Below are 13,157 nucleotides of genomic sequence, written 5' to 3'. Positions count from 1 at the left end.
CTGAACTATTCCCAGTTGAAAAAATTTAAAATTAGTTGTTTAAATCAACCGATTCTAACATCACGAAAATTAGGATCTAAAACAAAACTGATGCTCTTTGCGGAAAAGAACGGAATAGTAATTCGGAGTTTTTTGACATTTAAGGAAAAAAATAAAATAGCGCAGGAAAAACAAATAGTTCGGAAATACGCAAAGGAGTAGTTCGCAAAAAAGAAAAAACCTTAGCTAACAATGTATATAATTTATAGCTGCTACTCGCCTACTGTCGAAAAACCTCGCGGTTTTTCTATTTCGGTTATTATTTGCTAACTTACTTGCTGAAACAATGCTACAAATCATATACGAGACCGTTGGCAATAATTAGAGTGAAATGAGTAAAATTTTAATTTTAATAATATTTTTATCTTTTAACAAAATTACTTCACAAGAAATAATTGGAATAGATGACACTTATATTGAAAATAATTTAGTTTATAAAATATCGAATGACAGTCTTTTTAATGGAATAGCTCAAAGGAAAAGAAGAAATGGGCATTTAGTTTTTGAAACGAAATTTAAAAAAGGAATTATCATTTCAAGCAAAATTTATTATAACGGAAAGATAAAGAGAGTATCAAATAAAACTATTTATAATTCTGAAAAACCATATTTGAAATCCAAAGAATATAAATATAATTTGGAAAGTGAAATATTTGAAACAACTACTTATAATGAAAATGGAGAAAAAATCCTTTTAGAACAATTTAAGAAAGGAAAATTGACTTACAGTTGTGAATATTTAGGAAAAAAGAAACACGGAATTGAACTTGGTTATGAAGAAAACGGAGAAAAATTGACTTATAGTTGTGAATATAAAAACGGAAAGAAACATGGAGAAGAACTTTGCATAAAATGTGGCGATAAAAAGAGAGTTACGAAATATGAAAACGGAAAAAAAATAAAATAACTATTGCCAACACCTTGTATAAAAAATTGCTGCTTTTAGCTAAACTAAAACTTGTTGCTCATTTGCAAACTTCTGAATTTCCGTTGGAAATTCCTCGTTCACAAAATCGCAACTTTCCATACAAAACAACGTTGTAAGCAATTTGAGAAAACTCGTTACTCAACCAAAAACATCATTCACTCATTATGACTTTTAAAGAAGAAAGAGATGAATTAGTTTTGAGAAACTAAAGAAATAAAAATGAAATTTTCGATTACACTCTCTCTTCTTCTATTTTCCTTTTTCACTTTTGGACAAGACCTGACCGAAATAAAATCGTCGTTGGAAAAACTAAAGATTGACGAAAATGGCTCGTACGAATCTGATAAATGGTATTACAATCCTGAAACAGCTGATATTAAGGAAATAAAAAAGGAAACTCTGAATAAAGTTCTATCTGAATACGATTTGTATAGTGCTGTTTTAGTAGGATTTTATGGATGGCACGAAAAAACTTCTCGATGTTTGATTTTAAGAAAATCGGACAATGGAGAATTGATAATAATTGACCCAATCTGGTATGACGGAATAAGTACGGAACTTATAAAATTGATTATTGGATATGAATTTAAAAGTAAGGAAGAACTTCAATTATTCACTTTTGAATTACAAGATGTAATGCTCATTGGCTCTACGCACAATAAGGAATTTAAAAATACTGTTATTAACGAAACAAATATTACTATTGACCTATACGATTCATATCAAGAAGAAAGGATTTGGAGAAAAATTGAAATTGGAATTAATAACAATACGATTGAATTTTTGACTTCGACTAATCCAATAAATATGGAAAAATTAACAATCAATAAATAAAAACTGCTTACAACACCGTGTATAATTAATTGCTTTGGCAAGTGCTTATTTGGAAAATTCCTTCGGAATTTTCTCGGGTTCGTATTTGTTTACTAAATTAGTTGCTTAACCACGCAACTAACCATACACAACAACGTTAGCATAAATACGTGAAACCCGTCAGAAAAACGAAAATTAATTAAGAAAAATGTTAACAGCAAAATACAAAGATACAGGTCAAGAATTGGATATAACAAAATTTGAAAATCCGAGAAATGAAATTGACAAAGAAAGGTTAGTTTGTAAATTTTGTGAAGGAAAAATTTCAATTAAAGACGGAAAATTAAGAGCTAAACATTTTTTTCATATTAATAATTGCACAAGTGACTTTGAAAGACACGCTGAAAGTCCACAACATAATTTAGGAAAAGAACTTATTGCTCAACATATCAAAGAATATTGGAGTGAATATTCAAACGCAGAAATCAGATTTGAATATCCAATAATTGAAGTTAAAAGAATTATTGATATTGCAATGCTTTTTCCAAATGGGTGGATTGTTGCTCACGAAATACAATTATCATCAATTACAACTGAAAATTTAGAAAATAGAACAAATGATTATAGAAAGCTCGGAATTGACGTCTTCTGGTGGTTTGGTAAAAGTGCTGACAAAAAAGCAAACCGAGAATGGGCGATTGAAAAATATGGACAATCATTATCTATTAACTATGAACTACTTGATTCCAAATATAAAGATTTACAAAAAGGAAAGAATATATGATTTCAATTTAGAAGAATATATTTATGAAATTAAGCCCGAATATCTTTCAAAGTATAAATTAAAAGTTGTCCATAATGAACCAAATATATTTTGGAGACAAAAAACTTGGGATTTAGCTATTTACAGAAGTATGGAGATTTGGAGAAAAATTCCAGCAAATAAACTTGAAAATAGTATTGGAGAATTAACAGCTTTAGCTAAAAGAAGTTTGAGCGGAAAAATGGGAACAGCGAATGGAAAGTATTTTAAAAAAGATAAAAATAATAATTGGAATTTTATAAAACCTAAAGAAGCGAAATACGAAAAAGTTTTTTTACCTTTAAGTGAAGAAGCTATTATGAAATGTAGAGAAAGAGCTAAAAAGTACTTATGCTAACACCGTATAAACTTTATTGCTGGCTTTTTGCCTACTTGCGAAAGTCCTCGCGGACTTTCTTGGTCAGTAATTATTTACTAAATTAGTTGCTTGAAACACGCAACAAAGCTTATACAACAACGTTGGGCATAATTTGAACGAAATGAGAAAAATATTGATAATATTATTAATTGGAATTTCCAATATTACATTTTCACAAACAATGACAGAAATTGATTCTGTTTCTTATGTAATGTGTGATTACCTGAAAAATTTGGAAATTAAAAATGATACACTGAAAATTAACTCATTATACGAAAAGCAACTTTATCCATATTTAGGAAAATTTAAGCAATCACAAACTCAAAAAATTGGACAACAAGTTTATTATAGACTTCAAAGGAATTGTGTGGAATTCCGAAATTTATTAGACAGATTGGAACCGCCAAAAGAATCAGTGACGAGAATAACGGAAAAACCAAAACCTGAAATTTCGAAAAAGCAACTCAAGGAATTTAAAAACGAAAAGGAATTTTATTATTTCGAAGTTGCTGGAGATACAACAAGAGTAAAAATGGAAAAAGGAAAATGGACGGACTCATTTTCTAATAATACATTTTCAAAACTGACCTATAATTGGATTAACGAAACAGAATTTGAATTAGTTTTTGTGGAAAGCAACAATGAAACAAGGTCAAATTTTAGTGTAAAAGGAGATAAATATATTTATCAGATTTTATCAAAGGAAAATGGATATTATCAAATGACAGTAAATATTCCTGGACAAGAAACTTTTGAGAAATTTAAAATGTATTACGAATAAAAAACTATGCCCAACACCGTGTAAAAAAAATTGCTTATTTTTAGCTTAACCAAAGTTAGTCGCATTCTTGTAAACTTCTATTTTCCTGCGGAAAATAGCCGTTCACTTTAAACGCAACTTTCCATAACACAACAACGTTGGGCAAAATATAACCAAAACCAAGAATTAGAATGAATCATATTCCTAATAAACTTGAATTACATTATTTTTTAAAAGACCATTCTCATTCAATCGACGCATTTGTAAAAAATGGTTGTGAACGAGATTTACTTTTAATATTAAAGGAGCTAACTGAAAAACTTGATATTAATATCAATATAGAAAGTGAAGTTTATCTTGAAGGAGGTTTTAAAGAAATATGGAAATTTTTAGGAAAAAACAATAATCAATTAGCTTTAATTGTTTCAATACTAGCTTTAATAATAGCAACTGTACCGAAAGAAAACAAAAAACTTACAGAATTAGAAATTGAAAATTTTGAACTTGACAATCAAATGAAAAGATTGCAAATCAAAAAATTAGAAGAAGAATTAAATCAAGAACAAATAGAAAAATTAGCTGAAAAAATTGTTCCAATATTTAATCAAAATTATAAAGTTCTATGGTATAAATCTAATTTTTATAAGAAACTTGTAACTTACTCTAAAGTCAAAGAGATTTCTGTAACTCAATTAGATAAGAATAATCAACCTTTGAAAAAAGAAGAACCTATTTCAAAAACAGATTTCTATAAATTCATTTTAAACTCTAATGAATTTACTCCAGAAATAAATGATGAAGCAGTTATAAACATAATTTCTCCAGTTTTACTAAAAGGTAAATTTAAATGGAAAGGGTTTTATGAAAATGAAATTATAACTTTCTATATGAAAGATGAAATATTTAAGTCATCTGTAAGAAATAACGAAATCGAATTCACAAATGGAACTTCTATAAAATGCGTTTTAAAGCAAAAAAGGATTATTAATGAATTTGGTCTAATTAAGACAAAAAGTTGTGATGTATTGCTTGTGTTGGAAGTTATGAAAAAATCAGAAAGAGTTACAACAGAACAAGGAAAAAAATACAAGCGAAACAAATCCGATTTAAAAAATCAAACTAAATTAGATATATAATACTTTGCCCAACACCGTGTAGTAAAAATTGCTTAATTTTAGCTTAACCAAAAGTTGTTGCTTTTTTATTCACTTCTATTTTCCTGCGGAAAATAGCCGTTCACAAAAATCGCAACTTTTATTACACAAACACGTTGTAACCAATTTGAGAAACCGAATGGCAATTAACCAATTTATAACATACATACTGCCGAAAAAGGCGATTGAAATTAAATTTGGAGAAATACCAAATCATTTGGAAATTAAACATTCTGAATGGGAAAAGTTTTGGGAAAAATATACTGAATCTGACAACGAAGATTTAGAGCCTGAATTTGAAGATGCAAGAACAACAAATTGGTGGAAAGAGATAGAAGTTAATGTAGCGGAATTAGAAAAACAAATTGACAAAATAATTACTCGTGCAAGTTGGACTGACGATGCAATTTGGAAAAGTGAAAAAGCGGAATTTGACCACGATGTTAGTATCGGACTTAATAAAACGAATGAATTTATTGATGAATTTATGTTTCGGACTGACTTAACAGACACTACTCTGAATTTCCTCAATTCAATGCTTGATATCTGTCAAGAAAATAATTGGATTTTAATGGACAGAAACGGAAATTTATGCAAACCGAATATTTCGGATTTAGGTCAATTAATTAAAGGTTCAGATGCCGACCGATTTTTAAGGAATCCGAGTAAATTCCTTGACGAACTGAATAATGAAAAATAAAAACTGGTTACAACACAGTATATAAAAAATTGCTATTTTGTGCTTAACCAATGTTAGTTGCTTTGTTTGCTAGCTTCTGATTTTCCTTCGGAAAATCCTCGCACACAAACACGCAACTTTCCATATACATAAACGTTGTACAACATTAAAAACCGAACAAAACTATGAACCCATTAGGAGATTTTATGAAAAGTGCCAAAGGTTTGACAAAAAATCCATTGGGAATAATCGGATTATTTATATCCTTAATTTATGGTTTCGCTTGTTTAGTTTTGAGTACAAGTATTTCAAATTTAGAATCAGTTTATGAAAGAATTCCTCTAATTTGGTTTATTATAATATTTCCATTAATAATTTTAGGAGCATTTATTTTTTTAGTAGTAAATCATCACGAAAAGTTATATGCACCGAGTGATTTTCGAAATGACGATTCATTTATAGAAACTATGAGTGGAAAGAAAATAAAAGAAAAACAAGAAAAAGAAGCTGAATTACTAAATTCCGCTGATAATTCTATAATAGAAATAGCAGAACCCAAGATAAAAGAAAGAGAAGAAAAAATCGAGAAAATAGTAGAACCAAATAATGAATCGATTAGTAAAATTGAATTGAGTAATAGAATTTCGGACGCTGAAGATTGGGCCGTAAAAGATTTAGAATTAAAATATAACATAGCATTTAGAACTAATCAAAGATTGGTATCAAATAGCATAAAACTTGAATTAGATGCTTACGCTTCAAGTCCTGAAAAAGTAATAATAGCTGAAATAAAATACTGGCATTCAAATAAAGCTATAAAACCGCTTCTACTTTCACTTCAAAATTTTATTCTTAAAATAAATACTTTTAAAACAGCATTTAAAAATAAAGAAGTCGAATTAATATTAGTCGTAGTTTTTGACAAAATTAATGAGATAACAGTAAATAAAATTGAGTCGTTTCTTTCGGAATTAGACGTTAATGTTAAATTAGAAATAAAGGAATATTCGAAATTAAAATCTGATTATGAAGAATAAAACGTTGTACAACACCGTGTATAATTCATTGCTAGTTATAGCCTACTTACGAAAGTCCTCGCGGACTTTCTATCTGTGATTTATTTGCTAACTTTAGTGCTTAAACACGCAACGAAATCATACACAAACACGTTGTGCGCAAGCTGAAAACCGAACTAAATGAAAAACTATTTCTTTCTGATTTTAACATTAATTACTATTTCAAGTTGTAAAGACAAAGGGAATGACAATAGCGAAACTAAAGTTCTGAAAACAGAATCAGTTATTGAAACTAAAGTCATTGAAAAACAAACTGAAAAAGTAAAAACGGAATCACTAAAATCTGAAAACAAAAAAGTTGCGGATTGGACTCACCCAGAGTTTTTTGAATTTAAAAACTACAAAGAATATCGTGTTACAGATACAATAAGTATTGACTTGAATGGAAACGGGATATTTGAACGAATATATTTTGACAAAAAAGACTGTCCGAAATTAATAATTGAAGAAAAAGAAAAGGACTTAATCTCGATTGGTTGTGGAAAAGAAGAATATAGTGGATTTCCAAATGCTATTGGTTGGGTTAATTTATGGTGTGTTGTTTCTGACAAGGAAACTTTTGAGATTATCGTAGAAGATGGAGAATTAGTTGGCGACAGAATTGTGAATTTGGAAAGACCAAGTATTTACTTTGGAAAAGAAGAAGCAGGTGGCGGAATAATAACATATAGAAATGGAGAACTGTATTGGGTTCATCAATCTGATTAAAAAAAGCCAGCGCACAACAATGTATAAAAATAATCGCTCAATTTCGGGCTTAACCAAAGGTCGTTGCAAGTTTATTACGTCTGATTTTCCTGCGGAAAATCCTCGCACATAAACCCGCAACTATTCTTATACGAGACCGTTGTATGCCATTTGAACTAACCCAAGAACAGTCTAACAAAAAATGAAATATGTCCAATTTTAAACTACTATTTTCTGACTATTTTGAAATTGAACATTCGACTTTAGAAAAATTTGGAGCATTAAATATTTGTTTAAGTTCTGACTTGCCAATGTTTATTGACCCTTTTTTATTGTTCGCATCTGAAAAACCAGAGTACAAAGAACTTCATAAAAAAGTAGTTGAACATTTACTTATTTTAAAAGAATATGCGACTGAAAATGACGGAATAGGTGTAGATATAAATCTATTCAAATTTCCCGAAATCAAACAAAATTGGTTAGGATTAGCAAAATATGGAAATGGCGGAAAAGGATTAGGAAAGAAATTTGCAAATGGAGCTATAACTGCTTTTAATGGTTTTTACAGCACTTTTGGAGAAGAAGAAATAACTGCCGAAACTCATATAGAAAAATTGACCCTTCTAAATTCTGGAGTTGGAAAAGATTTTATTAGTGACTTTACGACAAACTTAATACAAGAATATCTTCTTGAGTTTACCGAGAATTTTGCAAAAAAGCATTTAAAAGAAAATCAAACTAGAGATTTTTCAATTAGGTGTCGATTCGATAAAAAAACAAAAATATGGCAACCTCGAACTTTTAGACTGCCATATTTTTTTAGAGAAAAAGGTGGAGATTTCATTATTCTAACACCTTTAGATATTCTAACTGTAGATGATGCTGTAATCAACAATTCTGATTTTTATTCAAGCTTTCACAATGTAACAAGGTCTTTAGAAAATTCATCTTTACGTTCAGCTATAAACGAATTTTTCAGGTCTCACTTACCAAGAAAACCCAAAAAGAAAGATAAAGAATATGCCTTCTTAAAAACAATCAGAAAATTCCCTGATTTAGTAGACTTTTATATAAAACTGAAAGAAGACAAAAAGTATGAAGTTACTTCTGCTTCTATGTCTCAAATCAATGAATTAAAAGAAAAATTAGTTGATGCTCTAACGCCATTATGTGAATTACTAAACAAGAATAGTGATTTCTACAAATTACAATCCAATAGTTATGATGAATCTCTTAAAAGGGCTTTGTATCTAAAAGACGTAATCGAGAATAATGATGGTTATCGAATTTTCTACGATGGTCATCGACCTATTGCGAAGGAAGATACAATACAGAGAATATTTAGACTGACTTGGTATGCTTCACCATACGATGTTAATGCAGAAGTAAATAATGGTCGTGGACCAGCAGATTATAAAGTGTCTTTTGGAAGTGGAGATTCAACCATTGTAGAATTTAAATTGGCGAAATCATCTTCGTTAAAGAGAAATTTAGAAAACCAAACAGACATCTATAAATCTGCATCAAAATCTGCTAGTGACATTTCAGTAGTTTTATGTTACACATTATCAGATATTCGAAAAGTCAATAAAGTTTTAAAAGAAATTCAAAAAGAGAATCACGAAAATATAATAGTAATTGACGCTACAAGAAAGGCATCAGCTTCTAAAGTTTAATAATCGGAATAATAACAAACTGAAAAAAACGGCATACAACAACGTATAAAATTAATTGCTTGGTTCTAGCCTACTTACGAAAGTCCTCGCGGACTTTCTATCTGTAATTTATTTGCTAAATTAGGTGCTTAAACCACGCAACTAATCTTATACAAAACCGTTACCTGCAAGCTGAACAACCGAACAAAAAGAAAAAAATAGAAAATATGAGTATATTTCACTTCGCTTTTAAAGTAAAAGACATCGAGTCAACACGAAAATTTTATGTAGAAATTTTAGGATGTAAAGAAGGAAGGTCAACTGAATCTTGGATTGATTTTGATTTTTTTGATAATCAACTATCTGCTCACGTTAGTAATAAATTTCCTGAATTGGATTATTGTGGAAAAGTAGATGGAGTAAGTGTTCCAATTCCTCATTTTGGGTGTTTATTGGACAAAAGCGAGTTCGAAAGAATTGAAAAGAAACTGAAATCGGAGAAAATTGACTTTGTAGTTAAACCACAAAAGAGATACGAAGGAAAAGTTGGAGAACAGATGACAATGTTTGTATTTGATTATAGTGGAAACCCAATAGAATTTAAATCATTTTCAAACAATAATGAGGTTTTTGCCGAATAAAAGCCAGCAGGTAACAACGTATATAATTTATTGCTAGTTCTAGCCTACTTACGAAAATCCTCGCGGATTTTCTATTTGGTTTGTATTTGCTAAATTACGTGCAAAACCACGCAACAAACCATATACAAACACGTTGGCAATAATTTATGAAAACCGAATTTCCATTAAAATTTACAGCTGAATATCGAACTAGTTTATCTAAAGATGAACTAATTGAACAACTTAATGCAGGAGAATCGGAAAAAATATTAAAAGGATTGACGACAAAAAAATATTCTAAAGAAATAAAATCTAATCAATTCCTAATTCAGCGATACATTCTTGGACTTGACCTTGATTTAATAATGGGAAATCCACCATTAATAATTGGAACTTTTGAAAATAGTAATCAGCAAAAAATAAAAGTGGAATTCGTTCCATATTTGCTTAATGCTATTTTTTTTATCATCTTTAGTTTAGTTTTTATGATAAGCTCTTTGACAATGGAAAAAGCAACTATAAATGGAGTTGTTAAAGAAGCTGATTTCGGAATAAAATCAATATTTTTTGGAGTGGGATTATTTGTGTTGTTGCTTTGGTATTGGCTTGACATTAGACCAATACGACATTCGAAAAAATGGCTTGAATCAAAATTGAAATTGACTGAATTATAAAAAAACTATTGCCAACACAGTATATAAAAAATTACTGGTGTTTGGCTTAAATAAAGGTCATTGCTTGTTTTGTTACGTCTGATTTTCCTTCGGAAAATCCTCGCACACAAAACCGCAACTTTCCATATACTAACACGTTAGCAAAGATTTTGGTGCTAACTTGCAATTTCAAGGCAATCACTAAATTCTGTACTTATTTTCATACCAAAACTACGTTGGAATTTAAAGCGGAATCTCAAAAAGTATTGCGCTGAATTTTTTTCACTCATTCGGATTGTTACGCGCGAATTTCGGCTTGCTCAACTTCTGTTCTTAAATTCAAAATAATAGCAATCCTCAACTTTTGGCTGATAAGCGGAATGGCAAAACGTACGGCTGAACTATTCCCAGTTGAAAAAATTTAAAATTAGTTGTTTAAATCAACCGATTCTAACATCACGAAAATTAGGATCTAAAACAAAACTGATGCTCTTTGCGGAAAAGAACGGAATAGTAATTCGGAGTTTTTTGACATTTAAGGAAAAAAATAAAATAGCGCAGGAAAAACAAATAGTTCGGAAATACGCAAAGGAGTAGTTCGCAAAAAAGAAAAAACCTTAGCTAACAATGTATATAATTTATAGCTGCTACTCGCCTACTGTCGAAAAACCTCGCGGTTTTTCTATTTCGGTTATTATTTGCTAACTTACTTGCTGAAACAATGCTACAAATCATATACGAGACCGTTACAGCACATATGACGAAAACCATAACTAAAGACATAATTCCACTTTTAATTTCTATAATTCTACTATTAATTTCAGTCGGAATTACATTGTTTACGGAATATACTCTGAATTATAAACATTACGTTGGAATTCTTTTAATCGGAATTTCAACGTTTCTGTATTTTAAAAATAAAAAGGTATTTATTTATGTTTTCGGAATGACTTTAATTCTCGGAACTATAAACCTGATTGATATTTATTATTCAAATATTATATTCGGAATTGGACCAATTAAATTTAATCCAATTTTTCTGACTTTACTTGTTATTTTCTTGTCTTTAAATAAAGAAAACTTGAACAGAATGTTTCCTGAAAAAAAGATAAATGAAAATAAGTTGGCGGAAAAAAATACTGAAAATATAAATCAGATTAAAAATTACGAACGAAAATTTGAATCGAAAACAGAATCGGAATTGAAAAAAATTGCGAACGAAAAAAGCGGATATGTAAACGAGGCGAAAATTGCTTCAAAGAACATTTTGAAAAAAAAATACGTGCTGTAACACCGTGTATAAAAAATTGCTACTTTTAGCTTAACTTAAAGTTTGTTGCATTTTTGTCAACTCCTATTTTCCTGCGGAAAATAGCCGTCGACTTAAAACGCAACTTTCCATAACACAAACACGTTACCTGCAATACCCAAACCCAATGGCTGAAGACAAAGAATTTAGAGTTGTAATACCAAAAGAACATTATCAGATTCTGAATTTTAAGACTGATGGATTACCTGGAGTTGCAGTTGTGAATAAAAGTTTAGCGGAATTTGAACCGAAAGAAGTTTTTGTTTGGCATTGTTCGATAATGTTACAATGTGAAAAACTAATCGAAAACGGAATGCCATCACGAGAAGAAGTTGAAATATTAGACAAGTTTGGCGACTTTCTCGATGACAAAATAAAAGGGACTGATAAAGAAAAACCAAACGGACTTTTTCTCGCAAGAATTACGTGGAATGAAACGCGTGAATTGATTTGGCGGATTTTTGACCCAGAAATTACGAATGATTTTCTGACTGACATAATTGAACGTGAAGACCATCCTCGGAATTTTGACTATCGAATTGACGAAGACGAAGATTGGAAATTGACCGAATGGCATCTGAAAAAAAGAGAATAAAGTACAGCAGGTAACAACGTATATAATTTATTGCTAGTTCTAGACTACTTACGAAAATCCTCGCGGATTTTCTATTCGGTTTTTATTTGCTAAATTACGTGCTTAACCACGCAACAAACCATATACAAACAGGTTGTGCTTCATTATCAGAAACCGCTAACCAATGATAAAATTCTTTAGAAAAATTAGACAAAAACTATTAACTGAAAATAAACTCAGTAATTATTTCATTTATGCTATTGGAGAAGTCATTCTTGTTGTAATTGGTATTCTTATTGCCTTGCAATTAAATAATCTTAATGATATAAAAAAAGACAATGGTGATGAAAAGAAATACCTTGCTAGAATACAATTAGATATTAAGCAGGACTTAGCAGAACTAGAAAGGCTTTTTCAAGGGGATACTATTCAATTAGATGCTTATACTTATTTGGGACGTTATTTCCAGTCAGATTCAATAGCCACAGACCCTACTTTATTACTCTCAAAGTCAGGTAGTGCTTTTGGAATCCATTGGTTTGAAGGTAAAAATATAGTTTTTGATGACATGAAATCGTCTGGTAAAACAGGACTCATTACTTCAGATTCTTTAAGGAATAGTATTCAATATTACTATAGATTATTTGATGAAGTAATAAAAGAAGAGAGCGTACACAATAATTCCATCTTAAAATATAATGGTAATATTTATCCTTTATTCGAAACAGGTTCTGGAACAGACCTTGCGATGCCAGAAAGGTGGAAAGTAAACTCGAATGAAAAATCATTTTATAAATATTATAATTCTTTGATAAACCTAGATGAAGACCAAAAGAAAATAATTTCCGATAATTTTGGCTTGACAAAAGCTAACATTTTACTGAATCATAAAGTGCGACTGTTACTACACAAAGAAGGACTAAAGACAATTAAGGCTATTGATGCTTATTTAAAACTAGAAAAATAACGAAAGCACAACAACGTATATAATTTATTGCTAGTTTTAGCCTACTTACGAAAATCCTCGCG

At 29.9% G+C, this 13,157-nt stretch carries 15 protein-coding genes; all 15 read left to right on the top strand.

Annotated features, from left to right (window positions below; all coding sequences use genetic code 11):
* Positions 1-370: 370 nt before the first annotated feature.
* The gene (locus L1S33_RS11470) at positions 371-946 is read left to right on the top strand and encodes a toxin-antitoxin system YwqK family antitoxin (RefSeq protein WP_240562431.1); all 576 of its coding nucleotides are present in this window, start codon (positions 371-373) and stop codon (positions 944-946) included.
* Between the two features lie 321 nt (positions 947-1,267).
* Positions 1,268-1,801 carry a hypothetical protein gene (locus L1S33_RS11465; RefSeq protein WP_240562430.1) on the top strand — a complete coding sequence of 178 codons (534 nt, stop codon included), beginning with the start codon at positions 1,268-1,270 and terminating at the stop codon, positions 1,799-1,801.
* A 187-nt stretch (positions 1,802-1,988) separates the two neighbouring features.
* On the top strand, positions 1,989-2,564 hold the full coding sequence (locus tag L1S33_RS11460) for a competence protein CoiA (RefSeq protein ID WP_240562429.1): 576 nt from the start codon (positions 1,989-1,991) through the stop codon (positions 2,562-2,564).
* Positions 2,521-2,940 (top strand): hypothetical protein, encoded by a 420-nt coding sequence (locus L1S33_RS11455; protein ID WP_240562428.1) that lies wholly within the window; start codon positions 2,521-2,523, stop codon positions 2,938-2,940. The genes L1S33_RS11460 and L1S33_RS11455 overlap by 44 nt, the downstream gene beginning before the upstream one ends.
* Positions 2,941-3,082: 142 nt before the next feature.
* Positions 3,083-3,742 (top strand): hypothetical protein, encoded by a 660-nt coding sequence (locus tag L1S33_RS11450; protein ID WP_240562427.1) that lies wholly within the window; start codon positions 3,083-3,085, stop codon positions 3,740-3,742.
* Between the two features lie 170 nt (positions 3,743-3,912).
* A complete protein-coding gene (locus L1S33_RS11445; RefSeq protein ID WP_240562426.1) occupies positions 3,913-4,857 on the top strand; it encodes a hypothetical protein in 945 nt (314 codons plus the stop codon).
* A gap of 235 nt (positions 4,858-5,092) precedes the next feature.
* Positions 5,093-5,575: a hypothetical protein gene (locus L1S33_RS11440; protein WP_240562425.1), complete on the top strand. Its 483-nt coding sequence runs from the start codon at positions 5,093-5,095 to the stop codon at positions 5,573-5,575.
* 164 nt (positions 5,576-5,739) lie between these two features.
* Positions 5,740-6,591, top strand: a complete 852-nt coding sequence (locus tag L1S33_RS11435; RefSeq protein WP_240562424.1) for a hypothetical protein — start codon at positions 5,740-5,742, stop codon at positions 6,589-6,591.
* A 159-nt stretch (positions 6,592-6,750) separates the two neighbouring features.
* Positions 6,751-7,338, top strand: coding sequence for a hypothetical protein (locus L1S33_RS11430; RefSeq protein ID WP_240562423.1), 588 nt, complete (start codon positions 6,751-6,753; stop codon positions 7,336-7,338).
* A gap of 188 nt (positions 7,339-7,526) precedes the next feature.
* Complete coding sequence (locus tag L1S33_RS11425; RefSeq protein WP_240562422.1) at positions 7,527-8,993, top strand: hypothetical protein; 1,467 nt, start codon at positions 7,527-7,529, stop codon at positions 8,991-8,993.
* Positions 8,994-9,199: 206 nt separating this feature from the next.
* Positions 9,200-9,613, top strand: coding sequence for a VOC family protein (locus L1S33_RS11420; RefSeq protein WP_240551622.1), 414 nt, complete (start codon positions 9,200-9,202; stop codon positions 9,611-9,613).
* A 146-nt stretch (positions 9,614-9,759) separates the two neighbouring features.
* Positions 9,760-10,266, top strand: coding sequence for a hypothetical protein (locus L1S33_RS11415; protein ID WP_240562421.1), 507 nt, complete (start codon positions 9,760-9,762; stop codon positions 10,264-10,266).
* 700 nt (positions 10,267-10,966) lie between these two features.
* Positions 10,967-11,536 (top strand): hypothetical protein, encoded by a 570-nt coding sequence (locus L1S33_RS11410; protein ID WP_240562420.1) that lies wholly within the window; start codon positions 10,967-10,969, stop codon positions 11,534-11,536.
* 145 nt (positions 11,537-11,681) lie between these two features.
* Positions 11,682-12,149, top strand: a complete 468-nt coding sequence (locus L1S33_RS11405; protein ID WP_240562419.1) for a DUF695 domain-containing protein — start codon at positions 11,682-11,684, stop codon at positions 12,147-12,149.
* Positions 12,150-12,312: 163 nt separating this feature from the next.
* A complete protein-coding gene (locus L1S33_RS11400) occupies positions 12,313-13,095 on the top strand; it encodes a DUF6090 family protein (protein ID WP_240562418.1) in 783 nt (260 codons plus the stop codon).
* The last annotated feature ends 62 nt before the right edge of the window (positions 13,096-13,157 follow it).

Origin of the sequence: Tenacibaculum aquimarinum (assembly GCF_022478115.1) — a bacterium.
Lineage (GTDB): Bacteria > Bacteroidota > Bacteroidia > Flavobacteriales > Flavobacteriaceae > Polaribacter > Polaribacter aquimarinum_A.
Note: the sequence above shows the minus strand (reverse complement) of the source record. Positions and strands in the feature narration are given on the sequence as shown.

Bases quoted from the DNA above. Each gene is read 5' to 3' on its own strand.
- L1S33_RS11470 (WP_240562431.1), top strand. From the start codon at position 371: ATGAGTAAAATTTTAATTTTAATAATATTTTTATCTTTTAACAAAATT.
- L1S33_RS11460 (WP_240562429.1), top strand. From the start codon at position 1,989: ATGTTAACAGCAAAATACAAAGATACAGGTCAAGAATTGGATATAACA.
- L1S33_RS11450 (WP_240562427.1), top strand. From the start codon at position 3,083: ATGAGAAAAATATTGATAATATTATTAATTGGAATTTCCAATATTACA.
- L1S33_RS11445 (WP_240562426.1), top strand. From the start codon at position 3,913: ATGAATCATATTCCTAATAAACTTGAATTACATTATTTTTTAAAAGAC.
- L1S33_RS11435 (WP_240562424.1), top strand. From the start codon at position 5,740: ATGAACCCATTAGGAGATTTTATGAAAAGTGCCAAAGGTTTGACAAAA.
- L1S33_RS11430 (WP_240562423.1), top strand. From the start codon at position 6,751: ATGAAAAACTATTTCTTTCTGATTTTAACATTAATTACTATTTCAAGT.
- L1S33_RS11425 (WP_240562422.1), top strand. From the start codon at position 7,527: ATGTCCAATTTTAAACTACTATTTTCTGACTATTTTGAAATTGAACAT.
- L1S33_RS11420 (WP_240551622.1), top strand. From the start codon at position 9,200: ATGAGTATATTTCACTTCGCTTTTAAAGTAAAAGACATCGAGTCAACA.
- L1S33_RS11415 (WP_240562421.1), top strand. From the start codon at position 9,760: ATGAAAACCGAATTTCCATTAAAATTTACAGCTGAATATCGAACTAGT.
- L1S33_RS11410 (WP_240562420.1), top strand. From the start codon at position 10,967: ATGCTACAAATCATATACGAGACCGTTACAGCACATATGACGAAAACC.
- L1S33_RS11405 (WP_240562419.1), top strand. From the start codon at position 11,682: ATGGCTGAAGACAAAGAATTTAGAGTTGTAATACCAAAAGAACATTAT.
- L1S33_RS11400 (WP_240562418.1), top strand. From the start codon at position 12,313: ATGATAAAATTCTTTAGAAAAATTAGACAAAAACTATTAACTGAAAAT.